General features: G+C 70.9%; 13 protein-coding genes. 7 read left to right on the top strand and 6 right to left on the bottom strand.

Annotated features, from left to right (window positions below; translation table 11 throughout):
• The first annotated feature begins 9 nt into the window (after window positions 1–9).
• The 6 genes from M2283_RS03615 to M2283_RS03590 all read left to right on the top strand — a co-directional run bounded on the left by M2283_RS03615 (window position 10) and on the right by M2283_RS03590 (window position 9,146).
• Entirely contained in the window at window positions 10–1,332 is a 1,323-nt protein-coding gene (locus M2283_RS03615; protein WP_280874463.1) for a hypothetical protein, read from the top strand.
• Between the two features lie 2 nt (window positions 1,333–1,334).
• The gene (locus tag M2283_RS03610; protein ID WP_280874462.1) at window positions 1,335–3,383 is read left to right on the top strand and encodes a hypothetical protein; all 2,049 of its coding nucleotides are present in this window, start codon (window positions 1,335–1,337) and stop codon (window positions 3,381–3,383) included.
• A complete protein-coding gene (locus M2283_RS03605; RefSeq protein WP_280874461.1) occupies window positions 3,380–4,519 on the top strand; it encodes a hypothetical protein in 1,140 nt (379 codons plus the stop codon). Before M2283_RS03610 ends, M2283_RS03605 begins: the two co-directional genes overlap by 4 nt.
• 2 nt (window positions 4,520–4,521) lie before the next feature.
• Window positions 4,522–5,052 carry a hypothetical protein gene (locus M2283_RS03600; RefSeq protein WP_280874460.1) on the top strand — a complete coding sequence of 177 codons (531 nt, stop codon included), beginning with the start codon at window positions 4,522–4,524 and terminating at the stop codon, window positions 5,050–5,052.
• The gene (locus M2283_RS03595; RefSeq protein WP_280874459.1) at window positions 5,049–6,812 is read left to right on the top strand and encodes a hypothetical protein; all 1,764 of its coding nucleotides are present in this window, start codon (window positions 5,049–5,051) and stop codon (window positions 6,810–6,812) included. Before M2283_RS03600 ends, M2283_RS03595 begins: the two co-directional genes overlap by 4 nt.
• A gap of 132 nt (window positions 6,813–6,944) precedes the next feature.
• On the top strand, window positions 6,945–9,146 hold the full coding sequence (locus M2283_RS03590; protein WP_280874458.1) for an ATP-binding protein: 2,202 nt from the start codon (window positions 6,945–6,947) through the stop codon (window positions 9,144–9,146).
• A gap of 474 nt (window positions 9,147–9,620) precedes the next feature.
• On the opposite strand, the gene M2283_RS03585 is transcribed toward M2283_RS03590, so the two are convergent.
• The 6 genes from M2283_RS03585 to M2283_RS03560 all read right to left on the bottom strand — a co-directional run bounded on the left by M2283_RS03585 (window position 9,621) and on the right by M2283_RS03560 (window position 20,916).
• Entirely contained in the window at window positions 9,621–10,265 is a 645-nt protein-coding gene (locus M2283_RS03585; protein WP_280874456.1) for a hypothetical protein, read from the bottom strand.
• A complete protein-coding gene (locus M2283_RS03580) occupies window positions 10,262–13,747 on the bottom strand; it encodes a phage tail protein (RefSeq protein WP_280874455.1) in 3,486 nt (1,161 codons plus the stop codon). The genes M2283_RS03585 and M2283_RS03580 overlap by 4 nt, the downstream gene beginning before the upstream one ends.
• Window positions 13,748–14,292: 545 nt before the next feature.
• The gene (locus M2283_RS03575; protein ID WP_280874454.1) at window positions 14,293–16,410 is read right to left on the bottom strand and encodes a bifunctional serine/threonine-protein kinase/ABC transporter substrate-binding protein; all 2,118 of its coding nucleotides are present in this window, start codon (window positions 16,408–16,410) and stop codon (window positions 14,293–14,295) included.
• Between the two features lie 51 nt (window positions 16,411–16,461).
• Window positions 16,462–18,657 carry a bifunctional serine/threonine-protein kinase/ABC transporter substrate-binding protein gene (locus M2283_RS03570; protein WP_280874453.1) on the bottom strand — a complete coding sequence of 732 codons (2,196 nt, stop codon included), beginning with the start codon at window positions 18,655–18,657 and terminating at the stop codon, window positions 16,462–16,464.
• Window positions 18,654–19,532 carry a hypothetical protein gene (locus tag M2283_RS03565; protein WP_280874452.1) on the bottom strand — a complete coding sequence of 293 codons (879 nt, stop codon included), beginning with the start codon at window positions 19,530–19,532 and terminating at the stop codon, window positions 18,654–18,656. The genes M2283_RS03570 and M2283_RS03565 overlap by 4 nt, the downstream gene beginning before the upstream one ends.
• A gap of 223 nt (window positions 19,533–19,755) precedes the next feature.
• Entirely contained in the window at window positions 19,756–20,916 is a 1,161-nt protein-coding gene (locus M2283_RS03560; RefSeq protein WP_280874451.1) for a magnesium and cobalt transport protein CorA, read from the bottom strand.
• 197 nt (window positions 20,917–21,113) lie between these two features.
• On the opposite strand from M2283_RS03560, the gene M2283_RS03555 reads away from it, so the two are divergent.
• Window positions 21,114–22,232 carry a winged helix DNA-binding domain-containing protein gene (locus M2283_RS03555; RefSeq protein WP_280874450.1) on the top strand — a complete coding sequence of 373 codons (1,119 nt, stop codon included), beginning with the start codon at window positions 21,114–21,116 and terminating at the stop codon, window positions 22,230–22,232.
• The last annotated feature ends 1 nt before the right edge of the window (window position 22,233 follow it).

Below are 22,233 nucleotides of genomic sequence, written 5' to 3'. Positions count from 1 at the left end.
AGGACAGCGATGACGGAGACAGGGACGCGACGGTCGGCGGAGTTCGACGCGCCGCCACTGCGCAGGCTGCGGTACTTCCACGGCCAGATGCTGGGGGCCAGGGACTTCCAGCGTGAACAGGAGTACCACCGCGAGAAGTTGAAGCTGCGCATGCGCTGTCTGCTCGGGTACGGCGTGGTGTGCGGCCTGTTCGTGGAGCCGGTGGGGCACCACGGCGAGGACGGCCACACAGAGCAGACCGAACAGGCCGAACAGGCGGAGCAGGCCGAGCCGTCGGGCCACTCCGGCCAGGACGGCACGGAGACGGAACGCACCCGGCACAGGGCCAAGGTGCGGATCACGCCCGGTCTAGCGGTGGACTGCGACGGCAACGAGGTCGTGGTGCGCGGCGGTTGCGTGATCGACCTGTGGAAGGCACTGCCCCGGGAGGAACGGGACACGGACACGGTCTGGATCGGCGTCCAGTACGCCGAGCGGGCCGTGGAAGCCACCCGGGCCGTCTACAACGACGCGTGCGCGGACACCTCCGAGTGCGAGTACGGCTGGACGGAGGAGTGCTTCACGGTACGTGTCACCGGGTGCGAGCCCCCGGCGGACGAACGCTGCGACACCTGCTGTTCCCCGTGCGAGCACAAAGTGCTCTGGCTGGCCAGGATCGACTGTGCCGACCTGGACGAGCCGGTGCGCGAGGATCGGATCCACATGAACGTCCGCCGCCCGTTCGGCCGGCACGTGCCCACCGTGATCACCGGCGTGAACTGGATCCACGGGCACACCTACACCATCGACGAGGCCAAGGCCCTGCTCGGCACCCAGGACAAGGGCGGCGGGCTGGTCGTACGTTTCTCCGGCGACATCCGGACCGATTCGCTGCAGCGTGGCGTGGTCGATCTCCAGGTGATCGAGGGCGGGAGCGGCCGTAACGCCTCCACCTGGTACATGGGCGGGGAGTTCACCGAACCCGCAGACAAGTCCTGCGAGTTCACTCGGGAGTTCAAGCACCGGCAGACGACGCGGGAGTCGCTGCAGGACGGCGACCGGCTGATGATCACCGTCCGGACCGCGTTCATCCTGGACCGCTGCTGCCGCCCGGTCGACGGCACCCACGTGGGCGGACGCGTACCGCAGATCGACGCGGACACCCGCGCCACCGACGCGGCCGGTACCACCGAGACCGGCGGTACCACTGATTCCACTGATTCCACCGACTCCGACGGGGCGGCCAGGCACGGCGGTTGCGACATCCCGCCGTCCGGCATCGGGCCCTGGACGTCCGGCACCGGTCTGGGTGGGGACGTCTTCGAGAGCTGGTTCTTCGTGAAGGAGCGCTGATCATGCGAACCGACTGCGGATGCGGCTGCGGGGGCGACACCACCCGTACCTCCGCCTTCGTACGACCTCGCTTCTTCGCAGGACAACTGCTGACCGAGGACGACCTCAGCCTGCTCGTCGACTACATGACCGCGAAGGGCAGACTGCACAACCGCTCGCTGTCCGGTCCGGGAGTGATCTGCGGACTCGGCGTCAGTTGCGATCCCTGCGGCGGCGGAACCGTGGCGGTGCACCCCGGGCACGCCCTCGACTGCGCGGGCAACGACATCGTGGTGTCCTGCACCGAACAGGTCGACGTGCGGGCCCTGGTGCAGGAGCAGCGCGTCAGCGGCCACGGCGTGGACTGCCAGGAGCCCTGCGACGACGACGGCGCACGCCGCTACGGCCTCTTCGTGCGGTACCAGGAGCTGCCGGTCGAGCCGGTGGCGCCGTACGCCACGGAGGAGCCCTGCCCCTCGCCGGGGTGCGTCCCCTCCCGGGTCCAGGAGGGCTTCCGGTTCCTCGTCAAGGGCGGTGACTTCGAGGACCATCGCCACAACCCCGGCACCCAACTGCTCGCCGGAATTGGCAATCTGGTCCGGGCCGACCAGGCCCGCAGCCGCGACCGACGGCTCGGCCACTACGTCGACGCCCTGTTCGCCGCGTCCGCCGGCACCGGCCGTACCTTCCGTTTCGACGCCTCCGACGCCAAGCGGTACGCCGCCGCCCTCGCCTGGCTGAGCGAGAACGCGGGCGGCGAGGGAGCACTGCCACCGGCCACGGCCCGCGAGATGACGGAGCACGTCCGCGCGCTGGCCAGTGCCGTCGCCCGGTTCGACACCTACGACGCGAACGGGCAGGGCCAGCTCAAGAAGCAGTACCAGGACCTCGCGTCGGTCCAGGACGCCCGCCGTACGCTGGGCTCGGCGTGCGACCGGCTGCGCGGCATCGACGAGGAAGCCACGTGGCCGGATCCGCTGCGCCGATCCATCGCCCGCGCGGTGGTCACCGAGACCGCGGCGCGGGTCGTACCGGAAAACGGAGACCCGGACGCGCAGCTGGAAGTACGCCTGATCGCCCAGGGCACACCGCTCAGTCACGCGCTGCGGGTGGAGTTCCGCGCCGACCTGAGCCTGATCCGGGAGTGGCTCCTCGGCCGCCTGGAGCAGAGCCCCGGCCTCACCGACTGCACGCTGCGCAAGAACGTAGCCGCCGTCGACGTACCACCGCTTCTGCCGCCCCCACCACCGGACAGCGTGGAGACCGCGACCATCGCCGAGCTGCAGCAGATCGCGGAGGCGGCCGCGGAACTGTCCGTGGCGGTACGCAGGTTCGTGACCGACGCGGCGTGCGCCACGCTGAACCCGCCGTGCGGGGACTGCACCGACACCGACGTCCTGCTCGCGTACGTCGAACTGAAGGGCTGTGACGTTGTACGGATCTGCTCCGCCACCCGGGAACAGGTGCTGCCGGGCGGATCGGCGTACGGGGAGTGGCTGCCCAAGCTCTACCGGCTGCGGGAACTGGCCGAGCGGCTGTGCTGCGAGCCCCCGCCGTGCCACCGGAAGCCGGAACTCCCGTCGCAGGGCCCCGTGCCGCGTCCGTACGTCGAAGGACTGCTCGACGACTGGCCACGCACCGGTGACCTGGAGGAGATGCTCTCCCTGCTGCTCACCCGGGCCCCCGGCGAGACCCCGCCCAAGGCTCTGCACGAGCAGGTCTACACGACCCCCAGCGAAGTGACCGACAGCATGCAGGAACTGGCCATGGTCAGGACGCAAGTGGCCGATCTGAACGCGGCGTTGGAGGGACTACGCGCGCAACTGGGCAACGCACAGCAGCAGGTGAGCCAGGTGGCGGAGCAGCTGCCGGAGCGGCTCGGACCCCGGCTGGAGGAGCTCGAAGGGGCACCGCATGGCGACGACGCGCCACGGGGCGGCGACGCACCGCAGGGCGACGACGCCCAGTCAACCGAGCCCGCCCCAACCGCCGAGCCGGCCAAGGCTCCCGCCAAACCCCCGGCGAAGCGGACCCGGTCCTCCCGTACCAGGAAGCCCGGTGAGACACCATGACGGGCCCGATGCGCCCCGCGTTCCACGAGGGCCAGGTGCTGGCCGCCGCGGACCTGTCGGCGACGGTCGAGTACGCGCGCGGCCAGTCCGCCCGGCACGCCCGGCACCTGCACGAGTGGGGCGTCGCCGAAGGGCTCGCCCTCGCCACCGAACCGCGTACCGACCCGTTGACCAACGCGCGGTACGTCGAGGTGCGGGTGTCGCCCGGGTACGCCGTCGACGGCACCGGCCGCGAGGTGGTCCTCACCGACCCGGTCGTGCTGCGGGAGAGCGACTTCGAAGAGGTCAACGGCGCGGACCCGAGTGAGAAAGAGCCCTATCCGGTCTTCCTCGCCGCGGCCGACCGGGAACCGGCCACGTCCGCGCGCCCGGACTCGTGCGGCGGTACCGGCGCGAGCACACGGGTGGAGGACTCGTACGAGATCTCCTTCGGGCGACTCGGCGACGAGCGGACGGTGGCCGAGCAGCAACCACCCGCGATCGGCGCCCAGTTGGCCGCCCCACCGGCCGTGTGGCGCATCCTGCTGGGCTACGTCCGCTGGGCGGGCGGCCACTTCAGCGACGTCGAGACCGAGGCGCGCGGGGTTCCGGTGCGGTTCTCCGGAGTGCGCGCGGACATCGTCTCGGCCCAGTCGGGCTCCCTGACCCTGCGCACGGGCCAGGAGGCCCAGGAGGGCAAGCCCGCGATCGTGCTGTCCGGCGGCGACCGGCCGAGTCTGGTCTTCGGCCTGTACCAGGGCGGCGGCACGGTCGACCCGTTGCTGACCATGGCGGCCAACGGCAACCTGACCATCGCGGGCAGCTTCGAGGGCACGATGCCGGCGGGCAGCACCCTGGTGACGTCGGGGACGGCCACCGACGGCATGCTGCTGCCGCTGCCTGCGGGCATCACGGCACAGCAGGTCGCCGACGGCCGGGTCGTCGTGCACGTCCACCTGGCCGCGCGTACCCCGCCCGCCCTGGAGGAATCGGTGCTGTACATCCCCGCGGAGGCCACGGTGGACGGCGACCTGCGGGTGAGGTGCCGGGCGCGCCTGTACGACCCCGTGAACAGCCCGGGCGAAGTCGTCGAACGCCCGGGGGCGGTCGACTTCCTGGTCGTGGCGACGGTCTCGGCAACGAACGGCGGTGGCTGACGATGGCGCTCTCCGTGGTGTACGCGGTCGACACCTGCCACGTCCTGGGCGCGGTGGCACTCACCGGCGCGAGCGCGTCGAACGACGCGGCCGAACTCGTCGGCCCCGCCCTGCCGTTGCGGGTCTCCCTCGGCGCGGACGGCACCGCGACCCTTCCGGTCGACGCCCGTGAGCTCGCCGTGGCGGCCGTGGACGACGAACCGGGCGCGCTCGCCGAACCGTTGGCCTACGCGGTCGAGTTCGGGTCCGACGAGAAGCCCAAACCGAAGTTGCTGCACCTGCCGTCGTGGAACAACGAGCTCAAGCTGACGACGGACAAGCTCACCGTCACCGTGCCCTTCGACACAACCGCCCCCACCCCGGTGGTCGCACTGGTCTCCGACCACCAGGCCACCCATGTTCTCGCCGGCGAGATCCCCGCCGGGGGGACTGAGGCGAAGTTGGCGGTGAGTCTCGCCGCGGACACCGCATACGGAGTGCTCGTGCTGGTGGTCGGCTGGGCGGGTCGTCTGGAGAGGGTGAAAGTGGCATGAGCGCACCCACCACCCGGACCGCCGGAGAGATCGAGGTGCACCGCTGCACGATGACGGTGGTCCGGCGCGGTGGGTGGAGCTGGGGGCCCGATCCACGCGGTCTGGTCCGCCAGGTCGTCGACGCTCTCCCCGAGGCGCTGGAGGACCACTTCGCGGAGCACCTGGCGGGCGACGGCCCGGACGTGGAGATCGCCGAGCCGGTGACCGTCACCGTCCGGCCGCGCAGGCCCGATTGGTCAGGGCGGGGCGAGACGACGTTCGAGGTCCATGTCGCGCCGGCATCCGTGGCGGAACTCCCCGCCGACCCGCCCCCCGCGGAACCGGTGTCATTCGAGGAGGCCCTGTCCCCGACACGGCCACGGTGGTCGGCGCCACCGGCCGCCGCGCTCTTCGCCGAACTCGCCGAACGGAACGAACTGGACGCACTCCTCGCCCTGCTCCCGGACCACTCGCTCCGCGTCTACCTGCTCGCCCTGCTCGGGGACGACGACGCGTCGGCCGGGCGGCTGCTCGCCGAACTCGCCCGGCGCGACCTCCTGGCCGGGGCGACGGAGATACTGCCCGAGCCACTGCGCGATGTCCGGCCCGGAGCGTCCCTGACCGACCTCCTCACGGACTACCTCGCGTCGGCGGACCGCGAGGAGATCGCCCGACTCGCTGACGCGGTGGGGCACTCGGACCAACAGGGCGGCCGCACCGCTGAGTCACCGTCCCCGGCGACCGAGGGCACATCCGTGTCCCGCACCGCCGCGCGCGAGGTTCGGGTGTGCTCGGCGCTGCCCTTCCTGCTCGCCGGGCCGCTGGCGCGGATCGGCTACCTCGACGCGATCGGGCCGGCTCTGGCGGGCATTGAACTCGCCGATCAGGCACCGCTGTTCGCGGCCGCCCTGGCGTACAAGGTGCTGGGCGCGACCGCACGGGGCTGGCGCCACGCCGAGCAGGACCGGGAAGCGGCGGCCGTCTTCGCCGGCCTCGACCCGCCCGTGCCCGAGGAGCGGCTCACCGACTTCGCGAGGCATGTACGTCCCGCGCTCCCGCTCCTCGACGGTGTCCTGGCGCTCTCGGTGTGCCGGGGACACGACCCCGCCGACCCACTCCTGGTCACCGGCGTCGACGACGGGTTGCTCCTCGTCGACGCCCAGGGCATGTTCCCGATCGCCTGGGCCGGGGAGACCGCGCGACTGCTGCCGTACTGGCAGGCGTGCGGACGTCCGCCCGTACTGATCTGCGACGGCCCCCTCCCACCCGGAACCCTGCGCGAACTCGCGGTGGCGGGCGTGCCGTTCATGACCGCAGTACGACCACTGCGCGGAGACCCGGCGACGCGCCTGCCCTGGCGCACCCCGCTGTGGACGTCCGGCCACGGACCGGGGGAGGGACGGCCGGATCCCCGGCTCGCCGCGGAGCTGCCCGGCCACGCGGCACGGCTCGCGGACCTGGTCACCGCCCTGGCCGTGGAACGGAGGGCGGTACCGCTCGCGGACGACGGCGACCTGGAGCACACCGTCACCCTCGCCGCGACCCTGGGCCTGTCCACGATCGCCTGGACACTCTGGCAAGGGCGCGAGACACCGCATCCGCTGCTGTCCCTGAGCCGCTTCGCGGACCTGGAGGCCACCGTCCGATTCGAGCCCCATGCGGTCCGCGTGCGCGTCCCGTTGGGGCGACGGCATGCCGATCTGTTGCGGGGCGGGCTGCTGCCCGACGTGCCTGACGTGGTGTGGCTGGACGGCCGGACCCTGACGTTCTCGGGCGGGTGACGGGCATGTGCGAACCGTGGGAGGGACGGGGGACGGGCATGGGTGATCCGTGGGAGGGACGGGGGACGGACTCGGGTGATACGACGGGTGGGCGGGGGACTGGCATGAGTGAGCCACGGGTGGGTGACGGGCATGGGTGAGCCGGCGGTCGAACACCTGCGGATCCGGCTGGCCGACCTGCACCGGGCGCTGCGCGCCGCCGTCGAGCGGCAGGCGCGGATCGCCGCGAGGCTCACCCGGCCGGACCTCACGCCGTACTGCGTGACCGACGAACAGGTCGGGGTCCTCCTCGACGAAGTGCACGACCTGACCGAGGCCATGGCGGGACCGTACGCACCGGCGCGGCCCGAGCCGGAGGCCGAACGGCTGCTCAGGCGACACGCGTCCGCCGAGGGCGGCACCCTGCCGCTGGACGCGCTCGCCACCAGGTTCGGCCTGACCCGCGCCGACCAGGACGCGCTGCTCCTGGTCGCCGCGCCCGAACTGGACCGCGGATACGAGCGGATCTACGCCTACATCGTGGACAACCTGAACCGGCGGCTGCCGAGCGTGGAACTGCTTGTCACGGTGGGTGCGGTCGGCGGGGTGGGTGCGGGGATCGCGGGGGATACGGGAGACGTGGTGGGTGCGGAGGGCCCCGGGACCTCGGAGGGCCACGGGACTGCGGAGGGCCACGGGAGCGCGGCGGCCCGACTCGCCCTGCGCCGAGCCCTCGGACCGACCGGGCCCCTGCGCCGGTACGGCCTTCTGTGCGCCCATGGTGAGGCCCCGGTCGAACTCTCCCAGGAACTGGTCCTCGGGTCCGGTGTGCTGGAGTTCCTGCTGGGCTGGGGCGGCGACGTCGGTCTGCTCGGCCACGATCCCGGCGAGGTCATGGAGCCGGAACCCCGCGTGCTGTCCTCGTACCTGTCCTCGGACCACCTCACCCGCCTAGGCCGCGCGCTGGGTTCCGGCGACATCGACCTCGCCGGGCTGTGGGGATGCCCGCCGGACGGTCAGCTCGACGCCGTACAGGCCCTGGCCCGAGCGGCGGGTGCACCGTTGCGGCGGCTGACCGCGGACCCCGGGGCAGATCTGCGTACGGCCGCCGCGCTGGGCGCGGTGCTGTGGATTCCCACCGACGATCTGCACGGTGAACCGCGCGGCGGGCAGGCCGAGTTGGTGTCGGCGGCGCTGCTCCGCTCTCGCGTACCGGTGTGCCTGACCGGCCTCAAACCCTGGCGCCCGGCAGGCCTGCTCGCCGCCCGCGCGTACGCCGAACTCACTGTGCCCACACCGGGGTTGGGGGACCGCCGAGCCATGTGGTCGGCTGCGCTTCCGGACCTGGACGGCCCTCTGCTGGAAGACCTCGCCGCCCGCTACCGGATGAGCGGCGGGGAACTGCGCGCCGTGGCGTCGGTCGCGGGCGCCGGGGCGCGCCTGGCCGGAAACGGCAGCCCGGAACCGGTCTCCGGCCACGTCGAACCCGCCATCGCCACCGTCACGCGCGGGCGCAGCGGCAGCGGCGTCCAGTCGATCATGCCCCGGCGCACCGTGGACGACCTGGTCCTCCCCGACGCCCAGCTGAACCAGATCCTGGAGATCGCCTCGGCCTTCCGCGCCTGGCCCCGGATCGCCGAGGCATGGGGCTTCGCCCACCACACGGCGCACGGTGGGGTGAAGGCGCTCTTCACGGGCGAACCCGGCACCGGAAAGACGATGTCCGCGGAGATCGTCACCGGCATGCTGGGCCTGGAACTGCTGAAGGTGGACCTCGCCCAGGTCGTGTCGAAGTGGGTGGGGGAGACGGAGAAGAACATGGAGGCGGCGTTCCGACAGGCGGAGGAGAGCCACGCGGTACTGCTCTTCGACGAGGCGGACTCCCTGTTCGGCAAGCGCGGAGAGGTGAAGCACGGCACGGACCGCTACGCCAACCTGGAAGTCGGCTACCTCCTGCAACGCCTGGAGGCGAGCGAAGGCCTGGTGATCCTGACGAGCAACCTCAAGGACAACATCGACCCGGCGTTCACCCGCCGCTTCCACTTCGTCCTCCACTTCCCCCGCCCGGCCGCGCCGGAACGCCGCAGACTCTGGCGCCTGGCCTTCCCCCCGGAGGCCCCGCTGGCCCCCGACATGGACCTGGAGATCCTGGCCCGCCTGGACATGACGGGCGCGGGCATCACAGCGGCGGCCCGCACCGCCGCACTGGCGGCAGCCGACGGCGACAGCGCTACGATCGGGATGCGCCACGTCGTACGAGGCGTGGCCCGCCAGTTCCAACGAGAGGCCCGCCTCCTCCGCCCGGCCGAACTCGGCCCCCACGCCCACCTGCTCGACGACGGATCCCAGGGGTGACACGAATGCTGCCTACTGAACCGCCGCTTTCGCTGCACCGGTTGGTGGCGCCTGTGCCGCCGGCTACGGCTCGCGAGAACACCACCGCCGGGATCGCTCCACAGCCCCGGGCACCCGTGGTCGTGGTCCCGACGGCGATGAGCAACGCCGTGGTGGCCCACAGTGCCCAGGTAAAGCAACTGGCCCATGGGACGCCGATGACCGGGGCCGCACACGACCAGACGGGTAACGCGGCGGTAGCCAAGGCGGCTCTGCACGCGACTCCGGTTGTACTGCCACCGATAGGGGCGGCCCACGGGCCGTGCGCGTGTCATGGAGGCCGGAGAGTCACACCGGCAGGTGAGCCCTGAACTCACTGAGTTCGATCATCGCCAAAAAACCTACGCGTACGTGTGGTGAGTGCAGCGATGGCGCTGGGGGAAGATGCTCTTCGCGCGCTGAGCCGTCCGCCGTAGCTCGGTGTGGGTGACCCCTTCAGTAGTCCGGCTCCTTCCAGTTCGTACGGAGGCCATGTTCGCGGCATCGTGCGAGCACTCCGTCAATCAGCGCTACGTCGTCGGGAAAGTCGAGTACCCCGAGGTCGAGCGCGACCATTCCTTCGAAGATACCGATGTCCGCAGAAAGGACACCTTCGGTGGACACAAGCGATGCTAGGTCGACCTTGGGCCCGTATGCCGTGCCCGCGATGATCAGCACTCGGTCGCGAAGCCGCTCCCCTGCCTCGTCCTCATTTTCGAAGGTGCTGTCGTAGGCGTGGCTGCCATGCGGGCCAGGATCGTGCGTGCCGGCGTCCTCGGGATCGTCGTCGCTGTCGGTTTCGATCTGAACGTCCCAGGCCAACGCCAGTTGATCCTCCCAGCCGTTGGCGTCCGGAAAGTCGGAAAGGAATGTCGTACGGTACCGCTCGCTCGACCAGGTGATGTTATTCGCCTCGGTCTGACCGAGATCGGCGAGGAACTGGGTCATACACTCCGATGTTCCCTCGTTGAGCTGGGTCAGGCCTACAGTTGTCGCCTGGAAGCGGCAGCGTAGGCGGCCATGGCGCGAGTCCCATTGGGGAAGCCACAGTTTGAAGTTGATCGGCCCGGTGTCGGGGACGCTGTCCACACGATCGGTCACGGCGCATCTCCCGGTCCTCGGAAATCGGGTCCCACGTCTAGCTTGTAGCCGGGACCGCTCTTGCTGCCATTGCAGCTAGTGCACATCGTCACGTGATTGGAGATGTCGTTGTACCACGTCTCTCGTGGTGGGTGTGGAGTGTTGTGACCTTCTGTGTTCCACTGGGTGGAGACTTCCATGTCATGGTCAATGGCGGGCAGGCCTTTGTCGGTCAACTTGTCGGCAAGGTGTGGGGGGCGGGAACGAGTGCCGGGACATATAAACCAATTCGAGCTCGTATGTGTGCTGTTTGGGTCCCATTTGGCTCTTTCCTGAATCAGGCGCTGTGTGTGCTCCTTGAGCTGTCTGTCCTTCTCCGTCTTGGCGGCGCTGTTCCAGCTTGGGTAGAAGGTCGCTCGGATTGCCTCGCCGTTGCGGTAGGCGTCCAGTAGCTGGCCGTTGGCGGTGTATTTGCTTTTGGTGAAGTCGGCGAGGTTCTTCATGCTGAATGTGTGACCGAGGAGATTCAGAGCTCGGGTGATTTCGATCAGCTGTCTCTCGATCTTTTCCTTCTTGGCTTGCGTCAGCTGGCCGTCCTCCAACTTCTCCATGGCCTTCACCTGGGCGTCCATTGCGTTGAGGTACTTCAGCAGACTCGACCGCTTCTGTCCTTTCCTCTCCTTCTCCAGTGCCGAGGTGATGAGGGAACCGATCCACTCCCGTCGCTGCGAGGCCATCTCGACATGGACCTTGCGACGCTTGACCTCTACGTACACCGTGTGGCCCTCGCCGGCCATGTCCGTACCTTGCTTGAGCGACAGGTCGCCGACGACCTGTCCCTGATTGTCTTTGCCTTCGCTGTCTTTCTGTTTCGGCCCGCGCGGGTCGGGACGGTGCCGTTCGTCCGGACGCCTCCGGCCCGGTCGGCGCTTCGGCTTCTTCTTGTCGAACTTCGACTTGATCTTCGCCCAGAGCTTCTTCACCAGCCCCACGATCTTCTCGATCACCCAGTCCACCGCCCGGCCGACCGGCTTGGACAGGGCCTGGACGATCTGCTTCACCTTGGCGGCGATGCCGCCGATGCCCAGGAGGGCGGCGAGGAAGCCGAGGAGGACGGGGATGGCGCGGGCCAGGGCGCGTTCGATCAGGGCCGGTACGCCGCCGCTGCCGCCCCGCGCGATCGCGATGACCGCGTCGAGGACGGCGTTGACGAACTCGAAGATCTGACGGGCCTGGGTGACCACGAACTTGACGATGTCGATGATCAGTTTCACCGCGCGTACGAACGCGGACGCGGGGTTGAGCAGCGACAGCACCCACATGATCCCGGCCTGGACGATCGTGGGCGTCACATACGCGATGACCTTGTCGAGCAGGTCTTTCTTCATGTCGCCGACGCGGGTCTTGAGGTCGTCCCACATGCCGGCGACGCCCCGCTTGCGGACCTCGGCGACCAGCGGCACCGCAGTCTCCGCCGCCGTGATCGCCGGTTCCATCTTCGGGACCTTGCGTACGATCCGCGCGCGGATGTTCTGCCAGGTCAGCCCGAGCAGAGAGGCGAGCATCTGCACGATGCCCTGGGTGTCGAACTTGGCGGGCAGTTGGATGCCCGCCTCGGACGTCTTGCCCAACAGCCAGGACATGATGCCCTGTTGCAGGTGGGTACCGATGTTCCGCAGGAACTGCTTGAGACCCGCGCCGACAGCCGTCACCAGGTTGCGCAGGAAGCCGATCGGGTCCTTGAGGATCAGCATCACCGCCTGCGCGGCCTTGGCCAGGACCGACAGAAGCAGGTTCTTGAGCTCGATGATCGTGTTGATCACCGCCTTGACCGCGTCCACGGCCTTGGCGACGAGCCCCTTGTTCTTCTCCTTCTCCGCGGCGATTTCGTCGTCCACGGACTTGAGGGCGTCGGTGTACTTGGTGGCCAGCGTGTCGACGAGTTCGGTGCCCTTGTCGTCCACGGACTGGGTGAGTTCGTCGAACTTGTCGGTGAACTCGGCTGCCGCCTCCTTGCCGATGGACCGCAGGTCGGCCGGGAGTTTCTGCACCGCGTCCCGCATCTCGGTCCGGCCCTGCGCGATGCGCTTCTTGGCCCGGTTCAGCTGCGCACCGATGGTGTCGGCGACGTCGGAGATTACCTGCCGCATCCGGCGGACGTAGTTGTCGCGGGCCTCTTCGAAGATCTTGTCGGCTTCGGCGGGCAGTCCGGCGAACAGATCCCGTAGCCAGCGTAGTTTGCCCGTCGCACCGGAGTACCGCTCGTCCTTGTACTCCTCCATCTTTTGTTTGTGCTCGGCGGTGAACGCGTCCCGCGCCTGCTTCTCACCCCTGCCGAACTGGTCGTCGACCAGCTTGTCGAGACCGTCGAGAATGCCCTGGACGTCCTTCTGCATCGTGTCAAAGACACCCTGGAGGAGTGTCGTGACCTGGGCCCTCTTCTCCTCGTCCCGGCCCTTGGCGCCACCCTTGCCCTTGGCTACCCGCTGCCCGGTCGCCACCCGTTGGGCGCCCATCGCGCCCATCGCGGCGGTGCCGAGCCGCTTCGCCTGAACGGTGGCCGCGTTCAGTTCCTTCTTCTCGTGTCCGCGCATCTGGCCGGGGGCCACCGCGGAGTGCTGTTCGGCGGCCTTCTTCTCGCCCACGGCCTTCTTGAACGTGGGCTCGTTGGACTTCTGCAGCTGCGCTTCGGTGACCTGCGCGTCCGCCATCCTCTGATTGACCTCGGCGGGGCCGGCGGACAGGTCGGTGGCCGACGGCGGAAGCTTGTCCGGCACGGCGTTCGCGGGCGCCGGGGTGCCCGGGGTCCCGGGTGGCCGGTCCGCGGCCATCGGTACGACCTTCTTGGGCACGGCCGCGGACGTGTTCGGCGGGGCGGCGGTCGTCGTGGCGATCTGCTGCGCCGAGTCCGACTTGCCCTCGCCGACCTTGCCGTCCACCTCCGCGCGGACCTCGTCGGCCTTGCCGGATTCGGCGAACTTGTCTGCCTCGTCGAGGTTCTTGGGAGCCTTGTCGGCGATGGCCTTCTCGACCGCCTTGATGAACGCGTCCTTGTCGAACTCCTTGGGCTGAGCCTCGTTCATCTGCTCGGCGTTGGCCGTCTTGCCCTGCGCCTCGGCGTCGTCCTTGGGCGGAAGCGCCGCGTCCTGCGCCGCGCCCGCTTCGGTCCGCGGCGGTGGATGCGAGGCGGCCAGCGTTCGCTTCTTGTGCCCCACGTCCTTCTTCAGCTTCGCGAACTTCGGGTCCGCGTTCGGGCCGGGCCGCGATGTGACGTCCTGCGCGGCACCGGAGGCAGGTGCCGTCTCCACGGCGTCCGGCGCTGCCGGTTCGGCGGCGGCCGGGGCGGGGGTGGGCGGAGCGGTGGCGGCCGAAGAGAGGGTGGCGGATCCGGCGGCGGCCGGAGCGAGGGTGGCCGATCCGGCGGCGACCGGAGTGCCGACGCCCGGCCGGGCCGCGCCGGCCCCGCCGCGACCGGCCGCCGCTACGGCGCTGTTGCCGAACATGTCCTGTGCGGCAGGCGGCAGCCGACCCGGGAAGGGAGGGGCCGGTGCGGGTCCGCGTCCGCCCGCCAGGCCGGCCGTCACCGCCGCGTTGGACGACGTAGACGTAGACGCAGACACAGAACGGGCGGGACCGGATGTCTCCGACTGCCCCTTCGCGGCCGTGAGCACTGTCGTCGACACCTTCGGCCGCAGCCCGAGAGCCTTCGGCGCTGGCATCGGACGGAACCCCTCCCACAGCTGGCGGTGGCGACAGGAACTGGGTGTCCAGGGGACATCCCGACGCAGTGTGCCAACAGGGGCGTGACGAGACCGTCACCTCTGTGTCCCCGACGCGTCTCCAGCAAGCGCGCGGTACAGACAGGAGATCGGCGCGCAGGCGTTGTACGCAGCACCCCACAGGGCGTCTGACCGGTGCGACCGCACGCACTCGACTGCCGTGGCCGGGTGTCCGAGGCGACCGCCCGCCCAGGGCACGGTGGCCCTCGGCACCGGGAACGAGTCGCGTGAAGAGGCTCAACGGGCTTTCGCCTGTGCGGAATCCTGGTTCAGGTCTTCTTGCCGATGTCGTCGGAGCGCGCCACGAAGCGGGCGGCTCCCCCGGTCACGCGGAACAGGAACTGCCCGCTGCCGTCACCGGTCAGGAAGAACTGTGAGTCGGCGTCGAAGCTGACCCGGCGGGTGATGCCCTGCCAGGGGCTGCGCAGGAGTTCGGAGCGCAGGGCGGACCGGCCGTCGTCGCCGACGGCGGCGAGACCGTGGGCGGCGAACCGGACGGCGTCGTACGCCTCGGCGGCCCAGGGGCCGGGCGGGTGTCCGTGGCGGGCACGGAACGCGGCGGCGAACGCCTTGGTACGGGGGTCGGCGTTCGCGTCGGTGTAGCCCGTACTGATCCACCAGTCCTCGCCGGCTGCGCGGAACGGGGCGGAGAGGACGTGCTCGGTCGCGCCCCGGGCACCCTGGTGGCCCGCGTTCCGCAGCGCGCGGGCGCAGGCGGCGGCGCGCTCGGGGCTCACCCCGCCGAAGAGGACGGCGTCCCGGGGCCGGGCGGCGATGCGGCGCGCGGCCCCGGTGAAGCCCTCGTCGGCCGCGACCTCCTCCACCACCGTCTCGCCGTCGAGCTTGCCGTGGACCGTGGTGACGCGGACCGTGGCCAGGCTCTCCGCCTCGGTGGCCAGGTCGTGCACGATCACCGTACGGGCGGGCTTGACGACCCGGTTCAGATAGCGCAGAACCGCGGTCGGGCCCAGCAGCAGGGTGGGGCGCAGCACGAGGGCCGTGGTGGTGTTGACGTTGTTGAAGGTCTCGGCGTCGGCGCGGGTGACCAGCAGGGTGAGCCGGGCCTTCGTGCACGGGGTCAGGGCCGCGAGGACGGTCGCGTTCGGGCCCGTGGCGATCACCACGGACACGTCCGGGTCGGCGGCCAGCCGGGCGGCCGCCGCGGCGGAGCCCGTCGCGGTGCCGCGGTCGTCGGCGGTGCGCAGCACGAGGTCCAGGGTGCGACGCGCGTCCTTGTTGTGCTGCTCGACGGCGAGGAGGGCGCCGCGCCTGTGGTCCGTGAAGAAGGGGTCGTCCGGGCTGCCGAGCAGCGTGACCACGTGCCGGGACCGCCGTACCGAGCCGGTGTTCGCCGAGGCGTCGGCGCGGCCCCACTCCCACCACGCGCCCGCCCCGGCTGCCGCGGTGACACCGAGCGCGGCCCCCGCTACGAGCAGGCGCCGCCGGGTGGGCGAGGGCGGCGCGACCGGCGAGAGGGCGGCGGGGGGCCCGGTGACCGCGGTGGGTTCGGGAGTGGGCAGGTCGAGCACGCGTGCGGCACGGGTGGCGACCAGGGCGGGCAGCCCTTCGGGCAGCCACCCTTCCGAGGCGAACTCGCCGAAGATGTCGCGGAGTTCGCGTGTGCCGGGACGCCGCTCCGGTTCCTTCGCCAGGCATCTCCGTATGGTCCGGTCGAGGTTTTCCGGTACGCCGTCCAGGTCCGGTTCCTGGTGCACGGTGCGATACAACACGGCCGCGGCGCCCCCGGTGCCGAACGGAGGCCGGCCGGTGGCGGTGTGGGCGAGGACGCAGCCGAGCGAGAAGACGTCGCTGGGCGGACCCACGGTGTGCCCGCGGGCCTGTTCGGGCGAGAGATAGCCGGGCGAGCCCACGACGGAGCCGTCCGCGGTGAGCGCGGTCGCGCCGACGGCCCGCGCGATCCCGAAGTCGATCAGGCGCGGCCCGTCCGCGGCCAGCAGCACGTTCGCGGGTTTGACGTCCCGGTGGACGAGCCCGGCCGTGTGCACCCCTTCCAGCGCCTCGGCCAACGCGGTTCCCAGGCCGCGCAGTTGTGCCTCGGGCCAGGGGCCGTGCAGCGCCACGGTCTCGGCGAGGGACGGGCCGGGCACATAGGCCGTGGCCAGCCACGGGGAGCGGGCCTCGGCGTCGGCCGCGACGACCGGCACGGTCCACCGGCCGGTGAGGCGCGACGCGAGGTCGGCCTCACGGCGGAAGCGGGCGCGGAAGTCCTGGTCGTCGGCGTACTCGGCGCGGATCACCTTCAGTGCGCACCAGGCGCCGAGCGGTGAGCGCGCCAGGTAGACGACGCCCATTCCGCCCGCGCCGAGCCGTCCCGCCAGCCGGTGGCCGCCGATCAGGGACGGGTCGGAGGGCAGCAGCCGTTCCACGTCAATCGCCTCCGGTCCCCACTCGTCCCCGCCCGTCTGCCCGGGACTTCATCAACTCTGCGCCTTGGCCTTGGCGTTCAGATCGGCCAGTGAACCCAACTGCCGGAAGCGCCCGTCGCGGACCTGGTGGACGTAGGTGTCGGCCGCCCAGCCTGTGCCGCTGTTGTCGTACTGGTGGAAGTCACCGAAGGTGTACGTCCGGGCGATGCCGGCGAACTTCACCTTCGCCAGCCGGGTGGCGAGGGCGGCCCGCACCGGGCGTCGACGCGCTCCGGCCGGGACCGTGCCGGCGAACTCGGTGAGCAGCATCCGCGCACCGTCGTACGCCTCCGTGGCGTACGGCTCCGGAGTGTCGCCGTAGCGCTTCCGCCACGCCGCGGTGAAGTCCTTCGCCTTCCGGGTTGTCAGTACGGAGGGGTCCACGGCCGCCGTGACCACGTACCAGCCCTCGCCCGCGGCCCCCGCCAGGCGTGGGAAGTCCGAGCCGTACAGCTGGTGCTGCATCCAGCGTGGACCGGTGAAGCCGGCCGCGGCGAGTTCCTGGGCCGCGTGGACGGTGGCGTCCAGGGCGCCCAGGTACGCGAAGGCACCGACACGGGCGGCGAGCAGTTCGCGGACCGCCTTGGGGCCGTCGTTCGTGCCCTCCGCGACGACGCGGGGTTCGACCGTGGCGCCCAGGGTGTTGCGCCAGTTCCTGACCAGGAGGGTGCCCTGGTCCTGGATGGCCGTGCCCCCGGCCCGGTCGATCACGACGCCGAGGGGCGCCACCAGCCCGCTCACGTACGCGTCGAGCGCGATCCAGCCGCCCAGCGCGGTGTGGGAGGCGCCGCTCTGGAACGAGGTCTTGGACGAGGTCAGGAAGTAGTCCTGCTGGCCCGTGCTGGTGGACACATGGGTCAGTCCCGCCTCGCCGTAGACGGCCGAGGCCGCGCGCATCGGGATCTCGGCGACCGGTCCGAGGACGGCGACGACGTTCCGGTCGGCGGTGAACCTGCGGGCCACCTCCTGGGCGGTGTCCACATCGCCCCGGTCGGCGAGGACCTTCACCTTCAGGTCGTACGAGCGCTTCGCCGTGGCGTTGTGCTTGGCCACGGCGAGGCGGGCGGCGCGTTCACTGCTCCGGCTGACAGCCGCCTCGGCGGTGTTGGTGGTCGTGTGCACGCCGAGGACGTACACGGGACGCCCGGGCTTCGCCGGTGGGGTCCTGTCGTCCTCCGACGCCCACACCGCCGCGCCGGTCCCGCCACCCGCCAGCAGCAGTGCCCCGCCGGCGATCAGCAGCCGGCGCCGGCCTGGATGCCGGACGGGGGCGTCCGACACGACCGGTTCATCCGCTCCGTCCACGACCGTGGGCTCGATACCGGGCAGGGCCAGGCTCTCGGCGGCCCGCGCGGCGACCATCCGGGCGGCGGAGTCGGGGAGCCAGCCGCCGGTGGCGTCCGGAGCGTCCGCGGCGAGCAGGCTCCGTATCTCCTCGGCCGTGGGCCGCGAATCCGGGTCCTTGGCCAGACAGCGTTCCACCAGGTTCCGCAACTCGCCCTGCAGACCGTGGAGTTCGGGCTCGTCGTGGACGGTGCGATACAACAGGGCGTCCGGCGTCCCGGTGCCGAAGGGCAGGGTGCCGGTCGACGCGTACGCCAGCAGGCAGCCCAGCGCGAAGACATCGCTCGCGGAGGAGGCCGACCGCCCCTCGGCCTGCTCCGGGGCGAGGAATCCCGGTGTGCCGACCACGACCCCGGACGCGGTCAGCGCGGTGTCGCCGACGGCACGCGCGATGCCGAAGTCGATCAGGCGCGGCCCGTCGAGGGTGAGCAGTACGTTGCCCGGCTTGACGTCCCGGTGGACCAGCCCGGCCGTGTGTACGGCGTGCAGCGCCTCGGCCAGCGCGGCACCGAGTACCCGCACGGCACCCGACGGCAGCGGACCGTGCGCGGCGACCGCCTCGGCGAGGGAGGGCCCGGGGACGAACGTGGTGGCCAGCCACGGCTCGCCCGTCCCGGCGTCGGCGTCCAGGACGGACACCACCCACGGGCTGTCCACCCGTCGCGCCAGCTCCACCTCCCGCGCGAACCGGGCACGGAAGTCCTCCTCACCGGCGCCCTCTCCCCGGATCACCTTGATCGCCGCAAGCGCCCCCGCGTCGGTGCGCCCGAGATAGACGACGCCCATGCCACCCGCACCGAGCCGCCGTAGCAGCCGGAACTCCGCGATCCGTGACGGATCGGACGACCGCAGGTTCTCGCTCATCGCTCCGCCCCCTCGGTCCCGGCCGGCGTGCCCGCCGCCGTGTCCGCTGGTTCGTCCGTGCCGCCCGTACCACCGGCCTTGCCCAAGCGGTCGATCTCGGCGGCGACGTAGCTCAGTCCTTTGACCATGTCGGTGGTGATGGCGGAGTCTTCCTCCGTGCTACGACCCGCTCCATGCCGTGCCGTCGCAGCCACGGTGACCGGCCCGACCCGGAACTTGTACCAGTCGAAGGGGTGCGCCTTGCTCGTGCCGTCGCCGGTCCACTGCCCGGACTCCGCCAGGTCGTCCTCACTGATCGTGTGCCGCGCGTCGGCGAACGCGTCGACCCGGGAGTACAGATCGCGCACCACGTCCGTGCCGTTCAACTGCTGCTCGGGACAACGCAGCGCCGACTCCTGCGCCCCCGCCATGTCGCGCCGCGCCGCCAGGTCGTCCTCGTGCACGGTCACGGTCAACGAGAGGTACACCGGCCCCTTGCCGACCTTCTCCGGTAACTCGAACGCCCGCGTGAGGCTGGACAGCACGGTCTTCGGCAGCGCCTCGCGCTCCCAGAGACAGTCCTTGTGGAGTACGGCCCAGGTGGCCGGATCACTCTCGTAGGGCTCGCGTTTGCGATACCCGATACCGAAGTCGTCCGGTCGTACGGCGAGTCCACGGACGAACGCGACCGCCTCCTCCCGCGTCTTCGGCGCGCGTTCCTCCGCGAGCGTGTACGGCTCGTTCTCAGGGGCCGCCGACGACGAAGCCGGGGGAGAGACGCTGGGACTCGCCTTCCCCTTCGTCTTCCCTCCCGCCGCGTCGTTCGGCTCGCTCGTACACCCCGTCAGCAGCAGCGTCCCCACCGCCACGGCCAGGACCGGTCTCCACCCGTCCATGCGCCACTCCCGTTTGTCCGCCGGTCCCCGTGGAGGCAGTGTGGCGCAAGTGAAGCGCACACCAACTACCCTTGTGAATATGCCCAGTTAAGTTTCCTGACGGCAATGCGGGGCGTTCCGGTTGCACCCGGCGCGGGACCGCGCGTGCGCCGACAGGGCGGGGGAACCGGCCCTGTTCCGGGCGGCGCCGAGGGTCGTACGGTCGTCGCCGCCCGGCTACGGCCTAGAGCCAGTCCCGCCGCTTGAAAATCACGTACAGACTCACGCAGACAATCCCCATCAACCCGATCGCGAAGGGGTATCCCAAGCTCCAGCCCAACTCGGGCATGTGCTCGAAGTTCATCCCGTAGATCGTCCCGACGAGCGTCGGAGCGAACAGGATCGCCGCCCAGGACGAGATCTTCTTGATCTCCTCGTTCTGCTCGAACCCCGCTTCCGCCAACGCCCGCATCTCCGCGTTCTGTTGCTGGGTGACCAGTGTCGCGTTCACGGTGAGGATGTCCGACAGGGCTTGGCGGAAGACGTCGACGCGTTCGCTGGTGTGGGTGACGTGGTCGGCGACGTCGCGGAGGTAGCGCTGGAGTTCCTCGTCGGTGTCGTACTTGGAGAAGCCGGCGATCAGGCCGTGCAGCATGCCGACGAGGGGGCGGGTGGCGCGCTGGAACTCGACCATCTCACGGGAGAGTTCGTAGATACGGCGGGAGACCGCGGGGTCGCCGCGGAAGACCTCCGTCTCGATCTCGTCGATGTCGTTCTGGACGCCGGAGACGACGGGCGCGTAGCCGTCGACGACCGCGTCGAGGATGGCGTACAGCACCGCCTCGGGGCCGAGCTTCAGCAACTCCGGGGTTTCCTCCATGCGGTGGCGCACCGCCGAGAGGTCGGGGGCCGCGCCGTGCCGGACCGTGATCACGAAGTCGGGGCCGACGAACACGTGCAGCTCGCCGAAGTCGACCTCCTCCAGGGCGTCCAGATAGCGGGCGGCCCGCAGGACGACGAAGAGGGTGTCGCCGTAGCGCTCCAGCTTGGGGCGCTGGTGGGCCTCCATCGCGTCCTCGACCGCGAGCGGGTGGAGGTCGAACTCGGCGGCGAGGGAGAGGAGTTCGCTCTCCGTCGGGCGGGCCAGGCCGATCCACGCCATGCCGGACGGCTGCTCCCGCAGTTCGCGGAAGGTCTCGGCGAGGGAGTCGGGGGCCGAGACGCGTACGCCGTCGCGGTACAGGGCGGCCTGGACGATGCTGACCTGCTCGGCCGGGTCCTGGGGCGCAGTTTCGGCCCGCGGTGGCGACGGGTGCGCCTCGGGCGGCTGCGGCGGGGTCAGGGCCCGGCGCCAGGCCGACTTCACCGGGTTCCTGGAGGCGGGACGGGCGCGTCGCTCGGACATACGGCTGCCTCTCGGGGTCGAGCCCGCGGCTGCGGGACGCGGGGCCCGGGGCAGGTCGGGCCGGGACAGGGCGGGCCAGGTCAGGCGTGATCACCGGCAGGATATACGGGGCATACGGCGCTCGGGTGGTGGGCGGATCCGGATTCGGTGAGAGTTGCGGACCGTGGCTGTCCGCGATCGCCGTTAGCGTGCGGGGCATGACGAAGACGACAGGGACGGCCTCGACGACGGCTCCCGTGCTCGGCATCCACGAGCTCAACCGCGCGACCCTCGACCGGCAGCTCCTCCTGCGTCGCGCCCCGCTCGGCGCCGCGGCGGCCGTCGAGCACCTCCTCGGCCTCCAGGCCCAGAACGTCAAGCCGCCGTACTACGCCCTCGCCGCCCGCCTCGACGGCTTCGCCCCAGAGCAGCTCTCCGCGCTGATGGCCGACCGCGAGGCCGTCCGCATCGTCACCATGCGCTCGACCATCCACACCCACACCGCCGCCGACTGCCTCACCCTGCGCCCGCTCGTCCAGGCCGCCCGCGAGCGCGAACTCACCAACTTCCGCAAGGGACTTGTCGGTGTCGACCTCGACCGTCTCACCGCCCTCGCCCGCGACCTCGTCGAGACCGAGCCGCGCACCATGAAGCAGTTGCGCGAGGAGCTGCTCGTCGAGTGGCCGGACGCCGACCCGCAGGCCCTCGGCATCGCCGCCCGCTGCCGGCTCCCGCTCGTCCAGGTCACCCCGCGCGGACTGTGGGGACAGAGCGGCCAGGTCGCCCTCACCACCGCCGAGCACTGGCTGGGCCGCCCCGCCGAACCGGCTCCCACCCCCGACGCCACCGTGCTGCGCTACCTCGCCGCCTTCGGCCCCGCCTCCGTCAAGGACATGCAGACCTGGGCAGGGCTGACCCGGCTGCGCGAGGCCTTCGAACGCCTTCGCCCGCAACTCGTCACCTTCCGCGACCCGAACGGTGTCGAGCTGTTCGACCTCCCCGACGCCCCGCGCCCCGACGCGGACACCCCGGCCCCGCCCCGCTTCCTCCCCGAGTTCGACAACCTGCTCCTCTCCCACGCCGACCGCAGCCGCGTCGTCCCGCCCGAGTACTGGGGCCGCAACTGGGCGGGCAACCTGGCCTACTGCGCCCTCCTGGTCGACGGTTTCCTCGCGGGCGTGTGGAAGCTGACCGGCGACGCGCTCGTCGTCGAGCCCTTCGGCAGGCTGACCAAGGCCCAGCGTGCGGACGTGGTCGAGGAGGGCACGCGGATGCTCGGCGTCATGCATCCGGGGACGTCGTACGACATCCGGTTCGGGACCGTCGTAGGACAGTGAA

The sequence above is a fragment of the Streptomyces pseudovenezuelae genome (genome assembly GCF_029892565.1).
Taxonomy (GTDB): domain Bacteria; phylum Actinomycetota; class Actinomycetes; order Streptomycetales; family Streptomycetaceae; genus Streptomyces; species Streptomyces pseudovenezuelae_A.
This window is presented reverse-complemented; position numbering and strand designations above follow the sequence as displayed.

Excerpts from the sequence above, each read along its gene's own strand:
- M2283_RS03600 (WP_280874460.1), top strand. The coding sequence starts at position 4,522 with ATGGCGCTCTCCGTGGTGTACGCGGTCGACACCTGCCACGTCCTGGGC.
- M2283_RS03610 (WP_280874462.1), top strand. The coding sequence starts at position 1,335 with ATGCGAACCGACTGCGGATGCGGCTGCGGGGGCGACACCACCCGTACC.
- M2283_RS03605 (WP_280874461.1), top strand. The coding sequence starts at position 3,380 with ATGACGGGCCCGATGCGCCCCGCGTTCCACGAGGGCCAGGTGCTGGCC.
- M2283_RS03555 (WP_280874450.1), top strand. The coding sequence starts at position 21,114 with ATGACGAAGACGACAGGGACGGCCTCGACGACGGCTCCCGTGCTCGGC.
- M2283_RS03595 (WP_280874459.1), top strand. The coding sequence starts at position 5,049 with ATGAGCGCACCCACCACCCGGACCGCCGGAGAGATCGAGGTGCACCGC.
- M2283_RS03570 (WP_280874453.1), bottom strand. The coding sequence starts at position 18,657 with ATGAGCGAGAACCTGCGGTCGTCCGATCCGTCACGGATCGCGGAGTTC.
- M2283_RS03615 (WP_280874463.1), top strand. The coding sequence starts at position 10 with ATGACGGAGACAGGGACGCGACGGTCGGCGGAGTTCGACGCGCCGCCA.
- M2283_RS03580 (WP_280874455.1), bottom strand. The coding sequence starts at position 13,747 with ATGTTCGGCAACAGCGCCGTAGCGGCGGCCGGTCGCGGCGGGGCCGGC.
- M2283_RS03560 (WP_280874451.1), bottom strand. The coding sequence starts at position 20,916 with ATGTCCGAGCGACGCGCCCGTCCCGCCTCCAGGAACCCGGTGAAGTCG.
- M2283_RS03565 (WP_280874452.1), bottom strand. The coding sequence starts at position 19,532 with ATGGACGGGTGGAGACCGGTCCTGGCCGTGGCGGTGGGGACGCTGCTG.
- M2283_RS03590 (WP_280874458.1), top strand. The coding sequence starts at position 6,945 with ATGGGTGAGCCGGCGGTCGAACACCTGCGGATCCGGCTGGCCGACCTG.